Here is a 19,538-nt window from a genome sequence, read left to right as displayed (position 1 = left end):
TATAGTCCTGTAAGATTTGTCTTACATACACTTACTTGCAGGAAAAGAATAAAATAGGACAAATAAATTTGATCAGTAGTAATTATTTTTCTATCAGTTATTAAACAGGTCACACAAATATATTGCTCTATGGCTGTTATCACCACTTGTTAGTAGTGGTTGTTTTGTTTTACAACTATCCGTAATTAGTGGTAGTTAAAATCCTTTAAATCACTTGACTTTTGGTTTTACTTTTCACTGAATTAACTAGATTTGTCTAGGAAACATGGACAAAAGAATGACTACCTTTATAACATTTTGAAAAAAACAAAGTGCTATAAAAGTAGACGTTCTTTAATACTGAATTGAACTGAGTTTGCTGAGGTTTCCATCGTATCACCCTGTTTGAACGCTAGATTTTCATCTGCAACGAACTTTTAACATGTCATGCTTGTCCTACATGCTGAAAAAACTTAGGGAAGGAATTGTACTACTGACATAACCTTAATTACTCGTAACCTAATATGATCTTTCTTATTCGTTGCTACCTGTACCGTAGTACACCAAACAACCAGCCGAACCGTTAGTGGTCGTTCTCACCTAGACTCCTAACAACGTAAACAAGGAACCGTTATCTGTTAGGACGCTTAATTTTATGACATTGGCTTAGCTAACCTGTTCAAGTGTTTAGTGTGGTGTTAGGTCATTCCCACATTCGGAAATCTCTGTACACTAGCTAAAAAAGACAATAGGAAACTAGACCTCTTGCATTATATTTTTGAAAAATTTATAATGGAGGTGCTGAATGTACGGAATTTCCGTTATTTAGTTTTGAATTTGAATTTTGGTCACCTATTGCCGTAGGTGGCTTTTTTCCTATTTATATATCTATCGTATTTAAAGGATTAAACTTGTCGTTTTGTTCTTTCAAGTCATTTCCCCACATAGCTGCGTATCTTTCTGTTACTAATATGGACGAATGTCTCATTAACCTTTGAACCGCAAATGTACTCATTCCCGATTGGATACAGCGTTGACAGAATGTATGTCTAAATGTATGACTGGAAAGACGTACATCTTTAAAATTCATAATCTTAGCTAGACGTTTAAAGACGTTTTGTACTGCATTAGGAGTTAGTTGTTTATTAGTACGGTTTGAAAAAACGTATTCTGAAAGTCCTTTTTCTACAAAGATCTGTTCGCAAAATGTTTTGTATGTCGCTAACTCCATAATTACCTTATCGGCAACAGGAATAGATTCTCTTTTACGACTTTTCCCAAATACAGATAAAGTTTGATATTTGAAGTCAATATCAGTCCACTTTAGGGAACATAATTCAGATTGTCTCAACCCTGTACCAAGTAAAACAACGATAATGGAATAGTCACGATATGCGTAAAAGGTTTTTTCACGCTGTTTAATCCTTCTATAGTAGTTAAGCATTTGTTTAATGTGATAATCCGTAAATACATCAATACGTACATCTTCTCGTGCTTTCTGTATTTTCTTAGCAGGATTATTCTTAATGACTTCACATTCAATCATATAATTAAGAAAAGCACGAATACGTTGCAACTTAGAGTTTGTAGTGGTTGCGTTGTTTCCTTTCTTTTGATAATGCAAGATATATCGCTTCATAATACTTGTAGTAATATCCTCGACATTGATAACATCATGTTCTAAACAGAAATTTTCAAACTGTTTCAGAATATCCCGATAGCTTTGTAGCGTTTTCGGTGTAACATTCTTAAACTCTCTATCGTCCAAAAAATCAAGGACAGCAAATTTTAACAACAAAAAACCACCCCGCATTTTTTTGCGAAGTGGTTTTCGTTTAGTCGTACCAGTTTGGTAATGACCATAACATTTTTAATTGTTAAGAAACGTACTCAAACCCTTGATATAACTAACTGTATGACCCCGGAGAGGCTCGAACTCACGACCTCCACCCTGTCAAGGTGGCGCTCTCCCTGCTGAGCTACGGGATCCCAACTATAAATGTTACCAACAGCAATGTGTTTTCATTTCATTCGTGTAATCGGAGGATTTGTATAATCTGTTGAATACTGTAACATTTGATGTATTTCTATAATAGCAACAAACTTTAATAGTGTAAAGATTTAATTTTCTGAATATTATCATTCCAATTTGTATATAAAAAATAAGCCCCGAAGAGCTTATTTCAATAATAATAATAATAATATCACCGCAATTATCAATGATATCATCAAAAATACAAGTATAAATAATGGAGCTCGTTCATGAGCTATCTTCCTGTAAGTGTCATTGAAGCTGTATAAATTGTATCTACAGAACCGTCAGCATTTGTAATTTTAACTTTGTAACGATATTCCCCGTTTTCTGAAAGTTGTCCACCCCAACCAGTTGTATTGTAAAATTCTTCGTTTGTTCCAGCTGGTAATTCGGAGCCGAAATTGAAGTCAGTTTCATAGTAACCCCAGCCACTTGCCCATTTCTTTTCAATAGTTACACGATAGCGCACATCTTCAGCTCTATCATTTGTGATTTTTGCAATCATATTTTGGCCGTAGCTGTACTCTGTAGCGTGTACTTGAACTGTAACACCGTTCAACGTTTCGCTAGGACCACAAATATAACGACAGAACTCGCTTGCTCCGTCAGCATGTGCTTTTGGTGTTTCAATGTTCATAGCTGTTAAACCGCCTAAAGCTAAAGCTCCTGTTAATAATACTTTACTAAATGTTTTCACTTGAAATTCCCCCTAAGTATATTCTCAATTCGTTCGATAGATATCACATTAATCTAATGGAACGTTTTTTCCTTAAGTGTATTCGCTATGAATCTTTCATCTTGTAGTAATCTAACCTCTACATATAATTTCATAGTTTTGATTCCATATATGTATCATGATTTACATAGAGCAAATCTGTTAATACGTTTTGGTTATTTGCTTATCCCACTACTCTTTATTACCTTTTATTGGTAAAACGTTGATTTTATTATATACCATTATTATCTATTTACAAGAGAAAACAATACTGTATGCAAAAATGCATAATAAAAAACACTACTTGTATTCTGAATTACAGAATACAAGTAGTGTTGGGTTTCAATTAATATTTAATTGGAACCTAATGCTAATTTTTTATGTTTAACAGTATACATATATCACTGTTTTTTTAGTCATAATTGATAAAATTTGTTCAGGGGACGCTCTTCCTGTTGAGCTATGGGATCTTTAAAAGGGAAAGTATAAGCGATTATGAGAGTAATGTATGAAGGGATAATGATGAGAAGCGAATTTAGTAGAAAGTAGTCTTTGGATGTAGAGGTTATATTATTTCCGATACCAATCCAAAGGACCTTCATCACTCAAATCAACAAGAAAAGGGAACAAGAAGTGTAAAGGTAAGCTTATAAGTTCTGGCATAGCGTTCACTGTTTTCTTTGATAGATATTGCCTCCCAAAACAATACGGACAATCTTTTTCAAATGTCACGAGTATTGACCATACATCTTTTACTTTCCATTTCGTTTTACAATACGTACAATGCGCCATTGAGTTCCTCCTCAGTTTAAGGTGTTTTCTAATATATTCTACTTTATTGTACGAAAGTCATTTGAATTTGATGTGGTAAAATGCAAAACAAGCCTAACCTCGTTCTACATTCAGGGAGGGGTTAAGCTTGTTTTAATTCCGTTCAAAGTCTCTTTGTATTAGGCTGTTTATACATTGCCTAGATAGCTTCGTGTTAAATTCGGGAGAATAATTTTTCCATCTTTACTGTATTTTTCGAATAGCTCTGATAGGAGAAAAATAAAATTTTTATACTGTTCGTCATTTTCTTTCGGAGCATAAGATGCTGATAAATTCCTTCCCAAAAACCCTTCATAATCAAAAAGTAAATCATTTTGATATTCTTTAAAATCATACTTTCCATCTTTAAAAAAGTTGTTAAATACTTCTGGAGTTTCATCTATTCCACCGCTAAAGCCTTTAAAGTTTGGACAGGTTTTCTGGAAAATTTCTGCATTCTCTTTAATAAGTGGACTAGTTAAATCTCTACTATTCCAAACAAGTGCAACATTTGCTTTTTGTTTTAAAATTCGTTGGCATTCGATTTTGAAAGCCTCTTTATCAAACCAATGAAATGCTTGGGCAACAGTTACTAAATCTACACTATTTTCTTTTAAAGTGGTATGTTCAGCAGTTGCTTTTATGGATTGAAAACGAGAATATAGTTTTAACGATTGCTCAGCGATCTTCCTCATATCATCATTTGGTTCAACTCCAATAACATGTAAACCACTTTCAAGCAGTTGGTGGCTAAATATCCCCGTACCTGAACCAATATCAGCCACAATCCGATTCCCTTTCAGTTGGTTAGCTGAAAGCAAGTAATCAATATATTCATTAGGATAACTAGGGCGATATTTTGCATATATATCGGCCCTGTCAGTAAAATTTTCTGTTGTTTTCACAGCACTACCTTCTTTCTTACTATATGATGTACAGAAATAGAAATTAAATATGAATTCCGACATCAATCTTTAAGTCTACAACTTAAGAATCCAGCTAAATAGAGGGCCTCAGTTTCTTTATTCAAATATCCTTTATCCGTTTAGTATACTATTTTAGATAATATCTTCCAAAAGACTAGAATGGCTTACTCAATTATGTTTTAAAGTGTATATTTTTATGAATTTATTTAATAATTTATGAGCGATTGTATGTCGTATTACGTTTACGTAGGTAAGAGATTTTTATTTTTGCTATTTAAATTGGCCAATATATCCTTTTTACAATTTACTGAAAATCATGTATAACAGAGATACATGATTATTTTATCTCGCTATTTGCGGGTAGTAAGACCCCTTACCTCGAAATTCAGCAAAAGCAAAGAAGTTAGGTTGGGGTCGGGATGGCCGTAAAAGTCCGATTCGTGAGGGTTGATTAAAGTTTCACTTTATAAATATTCAGAAGTAGAGGGAGAAAAGTTGTAATGGTAAGAAAAACGTTCAAGATGCGCGTGTCTAAAAATAGAACGATTTCGATTAATGGTTCGATTCTTGATGTAGATGTTACACATGATGAATTTTTACAAGAGTTTGTTGAGTGGGTCGATTCTAAAGGTTGGTCGTTTATGGGGATAACGGATGAGATTACACCCGAGGAAGCTAGTCAAAAGTTAATAGATTCGTTGATTGATGAGAAGGATAAGAAAGAGTAATTCCTTCTTATTTTTATTGTATATTTATGTTCTTTATCGTAAAAATATGATATAGTAAAAAATAGTGAAAATTCTTCCAGTTTAATACAAATTACATATGATTGGTAGATTTATTATTTTGTTAGAGGAGTAAATAGAAAAGGGAGAGTCATATGGTAAATTTTAAGAAGATTTTGGTTTTTATTACAGTTATTTGTTTGTTTTTGTTGACACCTATGACATTGCGTGCTGAGACGAATATTGGAGTAAATCCAGAACAAGTTGCACCACCACCTGCAGAAGGACCGAATGTTTTTAGTCAGTTTGCAACGACAATTGATGCAAAAACAGGAGATGTTTTGTATGACAAAAACGCATATCACCGTGCATATCCTGCTAGTACGACGAAGGTGTTAACAGCGATTTTACTCATGGAGCATACAAAGCCAGAGGATCAATTTACATTTTCACAATTAGCATTAGATCAAGAGAAGAGTAATTATCAAATTGAGTTTCAACCTGGAGAGACAATTAATAGAAATACTGCGCTTATGATTTTAATGGTGCTGAGTGCGAATGATGTGTCGTATGCGATTGCGGAGCGGATTGGCGGGAGTGTTGAGAATTTCGCTAATATGATGAATGAGAAAGCGAAGCAATTAGGGGCGAAAGATAGCCACTTTGTAACACCGAATGGATTACATGATCCGAACCATTATACGACGCCGTATGATATGGCTATGATTACGAAGGGTGTGCAAAAGTATCCTGAAATTTTACAAGCGATGAATACTAAAAGAACGACAGTTACGACGTCTAGGCAGACGGTGTCTATTTTTAATAAATCTAATTTTTTTGAAAATCCATATAGCATTGGCGGTAAAACAGGGTTTACGAATGAAGCGCGTAATACACTTGTTTTATTAAATGAGAAAGATGGAAATCGTATTATAAGCGTAGTAATGGCTTCTCAAAGACCTGAAATTTATGAAGATTTGAAGCAGATGGCGGACTATTCTTTCGGTCAATTTACGAAGCAAATGGTGCTTGATAAACATAATTGGCATCAAAAAACAACATATTTAAATAAAGATGTTAATTCTGAGTTGGAACAAAGTGCAGAGCTTATGCTTAAGAAAGATGAAGGGAAAAATGTGAAAACTATTTTCCGGGCGGCTTCATTAGATAAAGAATCTTTATATCATAAAGGAATACATCGTGGTGAGGTAGTTGGTGCAGTTGATATTACGAAAAATAATCAAACAATTGCGACGGTAAATGTTCTTTCAACAGAAGATGTCACTTTTGCGATGCCTAGAAAAGATACAACTATGCCTGAAGTAAAAGACTCAAATATGAAAGTAATAAGTGTTGGGATAGGTGCGATTGTATTATTTGGAGCAATTTTATATGTAGTGTTGCGCCGAAATACAAAAGGAATGAAATCAGAAGGTAAATAAATTACTAATAAAAAGACTGTGTAAAATTTTGGCACAGTCTTTTTTATATATCTTAAATAACTAATAATTGTAAATTTTCTTATTGCAATAACTTAAAGTTCGTTATATCATTTACTTGTGTTCTTGTTAAAGAACACAATGGATATTGCATACTTCAAATAATATAAAACAACGGAGAGGGAGAGATACGATGAAATTAATATGGAAGATAATTAGCAACGCGATCTCATTTGTTTTATTTGCATTGATGGTTTTTTTAGCTTTTGTAGTTATTTCTTCAAAAGCAAGCGGTGGTGATCCGACAGTGATGGGATATCAATTTAAGAGCGTTCTTTCAGGATCAATGGAGCCGACGTTTTTAACAGGATCAATCATTGCAATAGAACCAAACAAAGATGGTTCTAAATATCAAAAAGGTGATGTTATTACCTTTAAAGAGAAAGATCAAAAAATTATCACTCACCGTATTATCGGTGTGAAAGATACAAATGGAAAAGTAATGTATGAAACAAAAGGGGATAACAACAACGGACCAGATTTAGAGCCAGTACTTGCAGAAAATGTTGTTGGAAAGTATGCAGATATTACAGTTCCATATGTTGGTTATTTACTGAATTATGCGAATTCGAAAGCAGGAGCAGCATTACTTCTTATTATTCCAGGAGTCTTTTTGCTTGGTTATTCCGCTATTTCTATTTTTGGTGCTATTCGTAGCATTGACGGAGAAAAGAAAGATAAAAAAGTAGAACAATCCGTCTAGTTCGTTTGGTTATACTTTCCGTTTAGGAAGTTAACAAATATATATTAAGGGGATATGGACATGACTTTAAAGAAAAAATTAGGAATGGGTATTACATCAGCAGTATTAGGAGCAGCTTTAGTTGGTGGAGGAACATTTGCATTTTTCAGTGATAAAGAAGTGTCAAACAATACATTTGCGGCTGGAACACTAGATTTAGCATTAAATCCATCAACAGTTGTTAACGTATCGAATTTAAAGCCTGGGGATACAATTGAAAAAGAATTTAAACTAGAAAATAAAGGCTCTTTAGATATTAAAAAGGTTCTACTGAAAACAGATTATAATGTAGAAGATGTAAAGAAAGATAATAAAGATGATTTTGGTAAACATATTAAAGTAACATTCTTAAAAAATGTAGATAAGCATGAGACAATTGTGAAACAAACTACTTTAGATAAATTAAAAGGTGACACACTTACAGCTGTAGATAATGATTTATCGGCTTGGTTCTGGGATGAAAAAGGTATTTCAGCAGGTAAATCTGATAAATTCAAAGTGAAATTTGAGTTCGTTGATAATGGAAAAGATCAAAATCAATTCCAAGGTGATAAGTTACAATTAAATTGGACGTTTGATGCACAACAAACAGCAGGTGAAGAAAGATAATAATAAAAAGGGCTATCACATGGATAGCCCTTTTTCTATTTTTCTAGTATTTGTCTATCAATTTTAATAGTTCTTTACTATAATATAGATAATGTTCTGTATAAAGAACGTAATGTTCGATGGGAGAGATTAAGATGCTGAAAAGACCGCGTAATTTTAAAAAGATGCTTATATTGCCGTGTATGTGTTCTATTACGTTTTATTTAGGATCTCAAATTATGACGCATACAGAAGCGGCGTTCATTCATGAAACGAAAGTAGAAGCGACGCTTTCTACAGCAATTATATTTCCGAAAACAGTTAATACGTTAAAAGAGCAATCTGAGAAACATAAACAGTTTATTGAGCGTGAGTATGGAACGATGAAGGGGAAATCGAAAGCAACTTCTATTGAAGAAATAAAACAGGCGATTTCTGTATGGCAACAAGGGCGTGAGAAAATTGTTGCTGAGAAGGAAGCTCTGCAAAATGTATATACTGAAATAGAAGCTCCTTACAATCAAATACAAGAAGAATTAAAGGTAAATAAAGATGAGTCGATGCAGCAAGTGTCCATATATGTAAATGAAGGCTTTCGCAGTATCAAAGAGAAGCGTGACTATATTGAGAAAGAAATTAGCTTGAAAGCTATTGATGAGCAAATTCAGGCTCTTCAGCAACAATTAAACGTTGCAATTGAAGCGGAAGGACAAAAGAAAGTAGAAGAACAAAAGAAAGCCGAAGAACAAAAGAAAGTAGAAGAACAAAAGAAAGTAGAAGAACAAAAGAAAGCCGAAGAACAAAAGAAAGTAGAAGAACAAAAGAAAGCCGAAGAACAGAAGAAAGTAGAAGAACAGAAGAAAGTAGAAGAACAGAAAAAAGTAGAAGAGCAAAAGAAAGCGGAAGAACAGAAAAAGCTAGAAGAGCAGAAGAAAGCGGAGGAACTGCTTTAGTGAAACAGCTAGAAAACAAGAATGTGGTGTAAGAGAGAGTGAACGAATAAGCAAGACTAGTAATATTTATACGAGTGTGAGGGAACGTTAGCCCTCACCTCTTTGTTTTTCTTTTTTCTTATAGTATTAAATGATTTGAGTGTGAAAAAAGTTATAAATTATCATCATTTTTTCTGAAAAGTCTAAATAATATTGAGAAATAAAAATAACTGAAAATATTAATAAATATGTGTTGTGTTTATATAGGGTTGTTCGTTATAATGAACATAAGGTTTTTAAAAAAGAACACATATTAGCTAAGCTAATATAGTTTTCTTTACATCTCTTATTGAAAAATAAGTGATAAAAATATAAAAAAAGCTAGGGGGAATTGATTGTGAGTCTGAAAAAGAAATTAGGTATGGGAGTTGCATCAGCAGCATTGGGGTTAGCTTTAATTGGTGGAGGAACATTTGCATTCTTTAGCGATAAAGAAGTATCAAACAATACATTTGCAGCTGGGACGTTAGACCTTACATTAAACCCTAAGACGCTTGTAGATATTAAAGATTTAAAACCAGGGGATTCTGTTAAGAAAGAGTTCTTATTACAAAACAGCGGTTCGTTAACTATTAAAGATGTTAAATTAGCAACAAAGTATACTGTTAAAGATGCAAAAGGTGATAATGCTGGTGAAGACTTTGGTAAGCACGTTAAAGTAAAATTCCTTTGGAACTGGGATAAACAAAGTGAGCCTGTATACGAAACAACTTTAGCAGACTTACAAAAAGTTGATCCAGATCTTTTAGCTAAAGACATTTTTGCTCCTGAGTGGGGAGAAAAGGGTGGATTAGCAGCTGGTACAGAGGATTATCTATGGGTACAATTTGAATTTGTAGATAATGGAAAAGATCAAAATATCTTCCAAGGTGATACATTGAATTTAGAATGGACATTCAATGCTAACCAAGAAGCTGGGGAAGAAAAATAATAAAAAAAGCGGGTATCCCCCGCTTTTTTTATAAAGAAAAAGAAGTGCTACTTGTAAGCACTTCTTTCTATTTATTATTTTGCTTCCACTTTGTAAATTCAAGAAATTCACGAAATTGTTCTTTGGAGACACCAGAGTTCATTGCATCTTTAACGAGTTGTGTCCATTCGGAGTCTAGGTTAGTTTCCTTTGTTGTTTCATCATGAAGTAAAGTATCAACTGGAATTTGTAGAACTGCTGCGATCTTTTCAAGAAACTGAATGGAAGGGTTTTTTTGTAAATTTCGTTCTATAGAACTAATGTAAGATTTAGCAACGCCAGCTTTTTCGGCAAGTTCAGTTAATGAAATCCCTTTTTGTAAACGAAGGCGTTTTATACGTTCTCCAATCATATTTGCGCACCTTTCTATCAATATGTAGTTGTCTTATGATGTCATTATTATAACATAAACTTCGTTAAAAAGAACAAATCTATTGAGCCTGACTGGATGGCTTCATACGTTGGAAAAATTGCTCGATGTCTTGCATGGCGATACCAGCATCTAGAGCTTCAAGTATTAAATCAATCCATTCTTGATCCAGTGCGTCTGTCTTATCTTTGTACAAATGTAATTCCTCCCTAATTATCGGTCATAATTGCTGCTACAGAATACATGATAATGCAATCCGATTTTGTGTTTTATATAGTGAATTATCAAATATTGTGTAGATGAAACAAAGATAAAATCCCCATTAAACTCCCTCTATGGAAATTATAAATTGTTCGATAAAAACTTTCAATATTTTCAGAAAACATTGTTGAATTGTGATATATTCGTATGCTAACTATGAAATTTTTACAAATATATTAAAAAAATTACAGAATGTGACTAAATATTGAAAAAATATTGAATTTTTAATAAAATTCAATTTGTAATACATATTAGTTATTAGGGGAGGAAATATGGGATGAACAAGAAACCGTTCAAAGTTTTGTCATCAATCGCTTTGACAGCTGTATTAGGCCTTTCATTTGGAGCTGGCACTCAATCTGCATTTGCTGAAACGCCTGCGAATAAAACAGCTACGAGCCCAGTTGATGATCATTTAATTCCGGAAGAGCGTTTAGCAGATGCGCTAAAAAAACGTGGGGTAATTGATTCGAAGGCTTCAGAGACAGAAACAAAGAAAGCAGTCGAAAAGTATGTAGAGAACAAAAAGGGTGAAAATCCTGGAAAAGAAGCAGCGAATGGGGACCAACTTACGAAAGATGCATCTGACTTTTTAAAGAAAGTGAAAGATGCGAAAGCAGACACGAAAGAAAAATTAAATCAACCAGCAACAGGCACACCTGCAGCGACAGGTCCAGTTAAAGGCGGTCTAAATGGTAAAGTACCAACTTCTCCAGCGAAACAAAAAGACTATAACGGTGAAGTTCGTAAAGATAAAGTACTCGTTTTACTTGTAGAGTACGCTGACTTTAAGCATAATAATATCGACAAAGAGCCTGGATATATGTATTCTAACGATTTTAATAAAGAACATTATGAAAAAATGTTATTCGGCAACGAGCCATTCACATTAGATGATGGAAGTAAAATTGAAACGTTTAAACAATATTACGAAGAGCAATCTGGTGGTAGTTACACAGTGGACGGAACAGTTACAAAATGGTTAACAGTTCCTGGTAAAGCTGCTGATTACGGTGCAGATGCTGCTAGCGGCGGTCATGATAATAAAGGACCAAAAGGGCCACGTGATTTAGTAAAAGATGCATTAAAAGCAGCTGTAGATAGTGGTATTGATTTATCAGAGTTCGACCAATTTGATCAATATGATGTAAATGGTGATGGAAATAAAAATCAACCAGACGGTTTAATCGATCACTTAATGATTATTCATGCGGGTGTTGGACAAGAAGCAGGCGGTGGTAAATTAGGCGATGATGCAATTTGGTCGCACCGTTGGACAGTTGGACCAAAGCCATTCCCAATTGAAGGTACACAAGCGAAAGTACCATATTGGGGTGGAAAGATGGCAGCATTCGACTACACAATTGAACCAGAAGATGGAGCAGTTGGTGTATTCGCACATGAATATGGTCATGATTTAGGTCTTCCAGATGAGTACGATACACAATATAGTGGTCAAGGTGAGCCGATTGAAGCTTGGTCTATTATGAGTGGCGGAAGCTGGGCTGGTAAAATCGCTGGAACGACGCCAACGAGTTTCTCACCACAAAATAAAGAGTTTTTCCAAAAAACAATCGGTGGTAACTGGGCAAATATCGTAGAAGTAGATTACGAGAAATTAAATAAAGGTATCGGTCTAGCGACATATTTGGATCAAAGTGTTACGAAATCAGCAAGACCAGGTATGATCCGTGTTAACTTACCAGATAAAGATGTTAAAACAATTGAGCCAGCATTTGGTAAACAATATTATTACAGCACAAAAGGTGACGATCTTCATACGAAGATGGAAACACCGTTGTTCGATTTAACGAATGCAACGAATGCAAAATTTGATTTCAAGTCATTATATGAGATTGAAGCAGGTTATGATTTTCTTGAAGTACACGCTGTAACAGAAGATGGTCAACAAACGTTAATTGAAAGACTTGGTGAGAAAGCAAATAGTGGAAATGCAGATTCGACAAATGGAAAATGGATTGACAAATCATATGATTTAAGTCAATTCAAAGGCAAGAAAGTAAAATTAACATTTGATTACATTACTGATGGTGGTTTAGCATTAAATGGATTCGCTCTTGATAATGCTTCATTAACAGTAGATGGTAAAGTGGTATTCTCTGATGACGCAGAAGGTACACCACAATTCAAATTAGATGGTTTCGCTGTTTCTAACGGAACAGAGAAGAAAAGCCATAACTACTATGTTGAGTGGAGAAACTATGCTGGGGCAGATAACGCGTTGAAATTTGCGCGTGGTCCAGTATTTAACACTGGTATGGTTGTATGGTATGCAGATTCAGCTTATACAGATAACTGGGTTGGTGTACATCCAGGACACGGTTTCCTTGGTGTAGTTGATTCTCATCCAGAAGCAATTGTTGGTACTTTAAATGGTAAACCGACAGTTAAGAGTAGTACACGATTCCAAATCGCTGATGCAGCGTTCTCATTCGACAAAACGCCAGCTTGGAAAGTCGTATCTCCAACGCGTGGAACATTTACGTATGATGGCTTAGCAGGCGTACCGAAGTTTGATGATTCTAAAACGTATATTAATCAACAGATTCCAGATGCAGGACGTATTTTACCGAAGCTTGGTCTGAAGTTTGAAGTAGTAGGACAAGCTGATGATAATTCTGCAGGTGCTGTTCGTTTATATCGTTAATACTGTAAAACTACCGAGAGATTTTCTTTCGGTAGTTTTTTTGTGAGCAATGAATTTTATATAGCTGAAAAAGTCATATATAATGTAACCTTAAGAATAGAAATTTGTTATATATGAAGTCTATATAAATAATGAAAGAATTGGATAAAAATAGTGGGAGAAGGTGAGTGAATGAGTATTTCCTCTATTGTAAGTAGGCAAAAGGAATATTTTTTAAAAGGGCATACGAGAAGCATCGAAATGCGAAAGAATAATTTGAAGAAGCTTTATGAAGGCATTCAGCATTTTGAAGAAGAAATATTTCAGGCATTGAAATTAGATTTAAATAAGTCAGTTCACGAGTCGTTTACAACGGAAGTTGGATATGTATTAAAAGAAATTTCCTTTCAATTGAAACATATTTCATCGTGGAGTAAACCGAAACGAGTTCGAACAGCACTTACTCATTTTGGATCAAAAGGAAAAGTAGTGCCAGAACCGTATGGTGTGACGCTTATTATTGCACCGTGGAACTATCCTTTTCAATTAGCAATTGCACCACTTGTAGGAGCACTGGCAGCTGGAAATACAATCGTTTTAAAGCCGTCAGAGTTAACACCAAGCGTTTCAAAAGTGCTTAAGAGAATGTTAGATGAATTATTCCCAGAAGAGCTTGTAGCGGTAGTAGAAGGTGGCGTTGAAGAGAGTACATCTTTGCTGAGGGAACCGTTTGATTATATTTTCTTTACTGGTAGTGTTGGCGTTGGAAAAGTTGTAATGGAAGCAGCAGCGAAGCAGTTGACGCCGCTCACTTTAGAACTTGGCGGGAAAAGTCCTTGTATTGTACATAAAGATGCAAAGATAGAGATGACAGCAAGAAGAATTGTTTGGGGTAAGTTTTTAAATGCGGGGCAGACGTGTGTAGCGCCTGATTATATGTATGTGCATTCTTCCGTGAAAGAAAAGCTAATTGAGGCACTGCGACATGAAATTATAGAGCAGTATAGTAAAGAACCTTTGCAAAATGAAAATTATGTGCGTATTGTAAGTGAGCGTCATTTTGAACGATTATGTGGATTTTTACAAGATGGTCAAGTCGTAATTGGTGGAAACTATAAGAAAGATACATTACATATTGAACCGACAGTACTAGCGGATATTACATGGAAAGATACTGTTATGGAAGATGAAATTTTTGGTCCGATTTTACCAATCATAGAGTACGACAACATAGAAGATGTAATTGGCACAATCCAGCAACATCCGAAGCCGTTAGCGTTATATGTATTTTCTGAAGATAAAGAAGTACAAAAGAAAGTGACGAGTAATATTTCATATGGTGGAGGCTGTATTAATGATGTTGTCTATCATCTTGCCACGCCATATTTACCTTTTGGGGGTGTTGGAAGTAGTGGATTAGGGGGGTATCATGGGAAAGAAAGTTTTCGGACTTTTTCACATTATAAAAGCATTTTAGCCCAATCTACAGCATTCGACATGAAAATTCGTTACTCTTCTACAAAAAGTGCTTTAAAATTCATACGAAAGTTGTTAAAATGATGATGGTGTTTATCAGTAGGCGTAGCCGTATGATAATAGCCCCTTCGCAATGGAAGGGGTTTTTCTGTTCGACGTTATGTATCATGCGAAAATGAATCAAACATACTACATAAAGAATAGAAACGAACGCTTGTTAAATAACCATTTTTGTTTGGATCGAAACAAAAAATAGTCTATAGAACATAAATATTTATTCATGAATATAAAAATTTAAAATTTAAGGTAGATAGGACGGGAAAATGAAAAAGATTATTAAAGTTGAAGCAGTTGAAAAACATTTTGGAAATCAAGTGATTATCCCACCTCTTTCTTTAGATATTAAAGAGGGAGAGTTTTTAACAATTTTAGGGCCGAGTGGCTGCGGGAAAACGACTTTACTTCGTATGATCGCAGGATTTGAAACTCCAACTAAAGGGAATCTTTTATTAGATGATGAAAGAATTAACGATTTGCCGCCATATAAGCGTCATATGAACCTAGTGTTCCAACATTACGCACTATTCCCACATATGACAGTAGAGAAGAATATTTGTTTTGGTATGAAAATGCAGAAAGTATCAGCAGCAGAGCAGAAAGAGCGTGCTGAAGAGGCAATGCGTTTAACGCAGTTACTTGAGTTCCGTAATCGTAAACCTGCGAAGCTTTCTGGTGGACAACAGCAGCGTGTTGCAATTGCAAGAGCGATTGTAAATAATCCGCGTGTATTACTATTAGATGAGCCACTTGGAGCGCTTGACTTTAAGTTACGAAAAGACTTGCAACGTGAATTGAAAAACTTACAACGTAATTTAGGAATTACGTTCATATACGTAACGCACGATCAAGAAGAAGCAATGAGCATGAGCGATCGTATTGTCGTTATGAATAAAGGACATATCGAACAAATCGGAACGCCGAAAGAAATTTATAATAAGCCGAAAACATTGTTCGTTGCGACATTCATCGGTGAAAATAATATTGTGAAGAACGGGGAAGGCTATGTAGCAATTCGCCCTGAAAATGTAAAAGTACGTTCGGTTGAAGAACCAATTTTAAAAGAATACCATCTTGGACATATTGAAGATATTGAGTTTGTCGGAAATATGGAGAAGCTTTATGTACGTGATGAGAAAACATCAGAATTACTAATGGCATATCAAACTGCTGAAGAGGCAGCGCAGTGGAGCATTGGAGATAATGTATATGTAGGCTGGGAGCAAGAGGACGAGGTGACCTTAAATTGAAAAAAGGGAAATTACTCGCACTACCTACAGTCGCGTGGCTGTTAATTTTCTTCCTAATCCCGCTCGTATTCGTATTAGGATTCGCCTTCATGCAGCGCGGAGCTTACGGGACAGTAGAAATGCAATTTACGCTGGAGAATATATCCCGTGTATTTGATCCATTGTACTTAGGAACGTTATGGGAAACTGTTAAGATCGCAGTTATTACAACAGTAATATGTTTATTAATTGGTTATCCGTTTGCGTATACAATTACAATTGTTGACCGCAAATACCGCTCTATTCTTTTATTATTGGCAACGATCCCGTTTTGGATTAACTTTCTTGTTCGTTCATACGCATGGATTGTTATTTTACGTTCACAAGGTCTTGTGAATACGTTGTTATTAAAGCTTGGCATTATTAGTGAACCGTTAAATTTATTATATAATACTCCTTCTGTAATACTCGGAATGGTCTATTCTTTATTACCATTTATGATTTTACCAGTGTATGCAGCAATTGAGCAGCTGGATAAGCGTAAGCTAGAAGCGGCTTATGATTTAGGAGCAACACCAATAAAGGCATTTTGGAATATAACAGTGCCGATGACGATGTCAGGAATTGCGACTGGTTCTATTTTAGTATTCGTTTCTTCTATCGGAATGTTTGTTGTATCAGACGTGATGGGCGGATCGAAAGTAGCATTAATCGGAAACGTTATTCAAAATCAATTCTTAGGTGCACGTGACTGGCCGTTTGGATCTGCGTTATCGATTATCGTTGTTCTATTCTCTGTTCTGTTAATTTACTTATATTATCGTGCAACGAAAGTATATAAATATAATGAGAACGGAGGGGAATAGGCAAAGATGAAGAAGTTTTTAGTTTCTTATTCTTGGTTAATTTTGTTATTCTTGTATTTTCCAATGATGGTTTTAATGGTCTATTCTTTCAACGACTCTCGCATTAATGCGGAGTGGGAAGGTTTTACATTCCATTGGTATACAGATTTATTTCAAAAACAAGATGTTATTGATGCATTTGTAAATAGTATTACGATTGCAGTTATAACAACGATTGTGACAACGGTACTTGGTGTATTCTTTGCAATTGCTTTACATCGTTATAAATATCGTTTCGAAGGGGCTATTAATGGCCTTGTATATTTACCAATTTTAATTCCTGATATTTTAATGGGATTATCTTTACTAATTCTTTTCAGTCAGTTAGGAATGGAACTTGGACAAACAACGATTATTATTGCATATATTACATTTAGTATTTCGTTTGTTGTTGTTATTTTAGCTGCGCGTCTTTCAAGTATGGGACGTGACTTAGAAGAAGCTGCAAATGATCTAGGAGCAACACCTTGGCAAACGTTTCGTTATGTAACGTTCCCAGCAATTGCACCGGGAGTTATTTCGGCAGCATTATTAACATTCACATTATCAATTGATGATTTTGTAATTAGTTTCTTCGTATCAGGACCAGGATCAACAACATTGCCACTATACATTTACAGTATGGTTAAGCGCGGAGTATCACCAGAAATTAATGCTCTTTCTACAATTTTAATTGTTGCTATCGTAGGATTAATGGTTCTATCTGAAATCTTCCGGAACAAAGGTGCAGATGGTGAAGAAAACTCTGGAGGACACCTTCCTTTATAATACGAACGATATAGAAAGTACAAGGGGGTAATAAACCGATGAAATTAATGAAAAGAATAGCTGGCGCAGCAATTAGCTTTAGCCTTGTTGCTGGTGTGCTTGCTGGTTGTGGTGAAAAGAAAGAAGAATTAAATATTTATAGTTGGGCTGACAATTTTGATGAGCAAGTGCTAAAAGATTTTGAAAAGAAGTATAATGTGAAAATTAACTATGACAAGTACGCAAGTAATGAAGAAATGCTTGCGAAATTACAAGCTGGTGGCGCAAAGTATGACTTAATTCAGCCGTCGGATTACATGGTTAAAACAATGGCGAAAATGGACTTATTAGCTCCGTTAGATAAAAAGAATATCCCGAATATCGAAAATATGGTTTCTAATTTTAAAACACCTGCGTTTGATCCAGAGAATAAATATTCTTTAGTGTACACTTGGGGTGTAACAGGGATTGCATACAATAAAAAGTATGTGAAAGAAGCACCTACAAGCTGGGCGGACTTATGGAATGAGAAATATAAAGGACATATAACGTTACTGAACGATTCTCGTGAAGTATTAGGAGTGGGTCTTAAGAAGCATGGGTTCTCAAACAGTACGAAAGACGATGCACAATTAAAGACAGCAGCAGATGATTTAAAGAAGCTGCTTCCAAACTTATTAGCATTTGATACAGATAACATTAAACAAAAATTCATTACAGAAGATGCTTGGATCGGAACAGTTTGGTCTGGAGATGCAGCATTTATCGCAAAAGATAATAAAGATGTAGAATATGTTGTACCAAAAGAAGGCGGTACAATTTGGGCTGATACGTTAGCAATTCCAAAAGGTGCAAAACATAAAGAGCTTGCTGAGAAATTTATGAACTACTTACTAGATGAAAAAGTAAGTGTGAAAAACTACGAGTCAATTGGTTACAGTAATCCAAATGAAAAAGCTCATCCTCTTCATAGTAAAGAATACCGTGATAATCACATGATTTTCTTAACGAAAGAAGAGTTAGATCGTACAGAATGGCTTGTTGATGTAGACGATAAGTTAAAAGACTATGATCGTTACTGGACAGAGCTAAAAACAAAAGGTAAATAAGCAAGGAAATGCGGTTTCTAAAGTAGAAATCGCATTTTTTCATAGTAGGAGGAAATCGTTTGAAGAAGAAGTTACATCAGTATGAGGTAATGTGTATCGGTTTGTTATTTGCTGTATTTGGTATTGTTGCTTGGCGCGTACATGCAGGTGGCGTTACAGTGATGGATACATATGTCCGTGGATTAGTAAGAGGGCTACAAACGGAAAGTTCTCTTACATTTTTCTCGTACTTTACAAAATTGGGATCAGCAATTGGGATAGTCGCTACGCTCGTTATAAGTTTGCTTGTTTTTTGGAAGAAGCGTTATTATGCTGCGATGATTGTATATCCAATGGGAATTTTAATAACACATCTTGTGAATAAAGGGATAAAAGAGATTGTAAAGAGAGAACGTCCGTCATTAAATGAAGCGCTAGATGCACTTGGATATAGTTTTCCTAGTGGACATGCAATGTTATCGATTATGACATTTGGATTTCTTACTTATATCATTGCTGCTAATTTGAAAAGCGTAGCTGGGAAATGTGTCACAACGATTTTGATGGGTATAGTAATTCTATCGATTGGATTAAGTAGAGTCATTTTAAATGTACATTACCCAACTGATATTTTAGCTGGTTACTGCGTAGGTGGTATTTTGTTAATTATCGCGATTTACTACCATCGTTTACTTACTGAGAGATTAGGGCTTAATAAAGAGAGATAGAAAAACGTCTGGAAAAACTATTATTATAGTTTTTCCAGACGTTTTTTGT

General features: G+C 34.9%; 19 protein-coding genes and 1 tRNA gene. 13 read left to right on the top strand and 7 right to left on the bottom strand.

The genetic code is table 11. From position 1 onward, the window contains the following. Positions 1-859: 859 nt before the first annotated feature. From M1D66_RS20515 to M1D66_RS20495, 5 genes are all read right to left on the bottom strand, one after another. Complete coding sequence (locus M1D66_RS20515) at positions 860-1,777, bottom strand: tyrosine-type recombinase/integrase (protein ID WP_242554730.1); 918 nt, start codon at positions 1,775-1,777, stop codon at positions 860-862. Positions 1,778-1,895: 118 nt separating this feature from the next. After that, positions 1,896-1,968 (bottom strand) — tRNA-Val (locus tag M1D66_RS20510). A gap of 278 nt (positions 1,969-2,246) precedes the next feature. Then, complete coding sequence (locus tag M1D66_RS20505; protein ID WP_000847515.1) at positions 2,247-2,711, bottom strand: hypothetical protein; 465 nt, start codon at positions 2,709-2,711, stop codon at positions 2,247-2,249. 588 nt (positions 2,712-3,299) lie between these two features. Beyond that, positions 3,300-3,521, bottom strand: coding sequence for a hypothetical protein (locus M1D66_RS20500; protein WP_000929654.1), 222 nt, complete (start codon positions 3,519-3,521; stop codon positions 3,300-3,302). A gap of 167 nt (positions 3,522-3,688) precedes the next feature. After that, positions 3,689-4,444: a class I SAM-dependent methyltransferase gene (locus tag M1D66_RS20495; protein ID WP_242554729.1), complete on the bottom strand. Its 756-nt coding sequence runs from the start codon at positions 4,442-4,444 to the stop codon at positions 3,689-3,691. A gap of 521 nt (positions 4,445-4,965) precedes the next feature. On the opposite strand from M1D66_RS20495, the gene M1D66_RS20490 reads away from it, so the two are divergent. The 6 genes from M1D66_RS20490 to calY all read left to right on the top strand — a co-directional run bounded on the left by M1D66_RS20490 (position 4,966) and on the right by calY (position 9,942). Further along, entirely contained in the window at positions 4,966-5,193 is a 228-nt protein-coding gene (locus M1D66_RS20490; protein WP_000251856.1) for a hypothetical protein, read from the top strand. 152 nt (positions 5,194-5,345) lie between these two features. Then, on the top strand, positions 5,346-6,632 hold the full coding sequence (locus M1D66_RS20485; RefSeq protein WP_000247021.1) for a D-alanyl-D-alanine carboxypeptidase family protein: 1,287 nt from the start codon (positions 5,346-5,348) through the stop codon (positions 6,630-6,632). Between the two features lie 190 nt (positions 6,633-6,822). After that, on the top strand, positions 6,823-7,392 hold the full coding sequence (gene sipW, locus M1D66_RS20480; RefSeq protein ID WP_000767792.1) for a signal peptidase I SipW: 570 nt from the start codon (positions 6,823-6,825) through the stop codon (positions 7,390-7,392). Positions 7,393-7,452: 60 nt separating this feature from the next. After that, positions 7,453-8,040, top strand: coding sequence for a CalY family protein (locus tag M1D66_RS20475; protein WP_000172852.1), 588 nt, complete (start codon positions 7,453-7,455; stop codon positions 8,038-8,040). Between the two features lie 134 nt (positions 8,041-8,174). Further along, the gene (locus M1D66_RS20470) at positions 8,175-8,972 is read left to right on the top strand and encodes a DUF4047 domain-containing protein (RefSeq protein WP_242554728.1); all 798 of its coding nucleotides are present in this window, start codon (positions 8,175-8,177) and stop codon (positions 8,970-8,972) included. A gap of 376 nt (positions 8,973-9,348) precedes the next feature. Beyond that, positions 9,349-9,942 carry a biofilm matrix protein CalY gene (gene calY, locus M1D66_RS20465; RefSeq protein WP_000053714.1) on the top strand — a complete coding sequence of 198 codons (594 nt, stop codon included), beginning with the start codon at positions 9,349-9,351 and terminating at the stop codon, positions 9,940-9,942. A gap of 67 nt (positions 9,943-10,009) precedes the next feature. Here the strand turns inward: calY and M1D66_RS20460 are convergent, their stop codons facing one another. Next, entirely contained in the window at positions 10,010-10,333 is a 324-nt protein-coding gene (locus tag M1D66_RS20460) for a helix-turn-helix domain-containing protein (protein WP_000578884.1), read from the bottom strand. Between the two features lie 79 nt (positions 10,334-10,412). Further along, positions 10,413-10,547, bottom strand: a complete 135-nt coding sequence (locus tag M1D66_RS20455; protein ID WP_000276219.1) for an anti-repressor SinI family protein — start codon at positions 10,545-10,547, stop codon at positions 10,413-10,415. 342 nt (positions 10,548-10,889) lie between these two features. Between M1D66_RS20455 and inhA1 the strand changes: the two genes are divergently transcribed. From inhA1 to M1D66_RS20420, 7 genes are all read left to right on the top strand, one after another. Continuing rightward, entirely contained in the window at positions 10,890-13,280 is a 2,391-nt protein-coding gene (inhA1, locus tag M1D66_RS20450) for a M6 family metalloprotease immune inhibitor InhA1 (RefSeq protein WP_086385507.1), read from the top strand. A 171-nt stretch (positions 13,281-13,451) separates the two neighbouring features. Next, on the top strand, positions 13,452-14,819 hold the full coding sequence (locus M1D66_RS20445; RefSeq protein WP_025709888.1) for an aldehyde dehydrogenase: 1,368 nt from the start codon (positions 13,452-13,454) through the stop codon (positions 14,817-14,819). A gap of 239 nt (positions 14,820-15,058) precedes the next feature. Further along, a complete protein-coding gene (gene potA, locus M1D66_RS20440; RefSeq protein ID WP_000720333.1) occupies positions 15,059-16,042 on the top strand; it encodes a spermidine/putrescine ABC transporter ATP-binding protein PotA in 984 nt (327 codons plus the stop codon). Next, entirely contained in the window at positions 16,039-16,887 is an 849-nt protein-coding gene (gene potB / locus M1D66_RS20435; RefSeq protein ID WP_000715500.1) for a spermidine/putrescine ABC transporter permease PotB, read from the top strand. Before potA ends, potB begins: the two co-directional genes overlap by 4 nt. A 6-nt stretch (positions 16,888-16,893) precedes the next feature. Beyond that, positions 16,894-17,694, top strand: coding sequence for a spermidine/putrescine ABC transporter permease PotC (gene potC, locus M1D66_RS20430; RefSeq protein ID WP_242554727.1), 801 nt, complete (start codon positions 16,894-16,896; stop codon positions 17,692-17,694). A 38-nt stretch (positions 17,695-17,732) separates the two neighbouring features. Next, positions 17,733-18,782, top strand: coding sequence for a spermidine/putrescine ABC transporter substrate-binding protein PotD (potD, locus tag M1D66_RS20425; RefSeq protein ID WP_242554726.1), 1,050 nt, complete (start codon positions 17,733-17,735; stop codon positions 18,780-18,782). Between the two features lie 59 nt (positions 18,783-18,841). Next, on the top strand, positions 18,842-19,489 hold the full coding sequence (locus M1D66_RS20420) for a phosphatase PAP2 family protein (protein ID WP_000727792.1): 648 nt from the start codon (positions 18,842-18,844) through the stop codon (positions 19,487-19,489). Positions 19,490-19,538 lie beyond the last annotated feature (49 nt).

The sequence above is a fragment of the Bacillus sp. PK6-16 genome (assembly GCF_056530295.1).
Note: the sequence above shows the minus strand (reverse complement) of the source record. Positions and strands in the feature narration are given on the sequence as shown.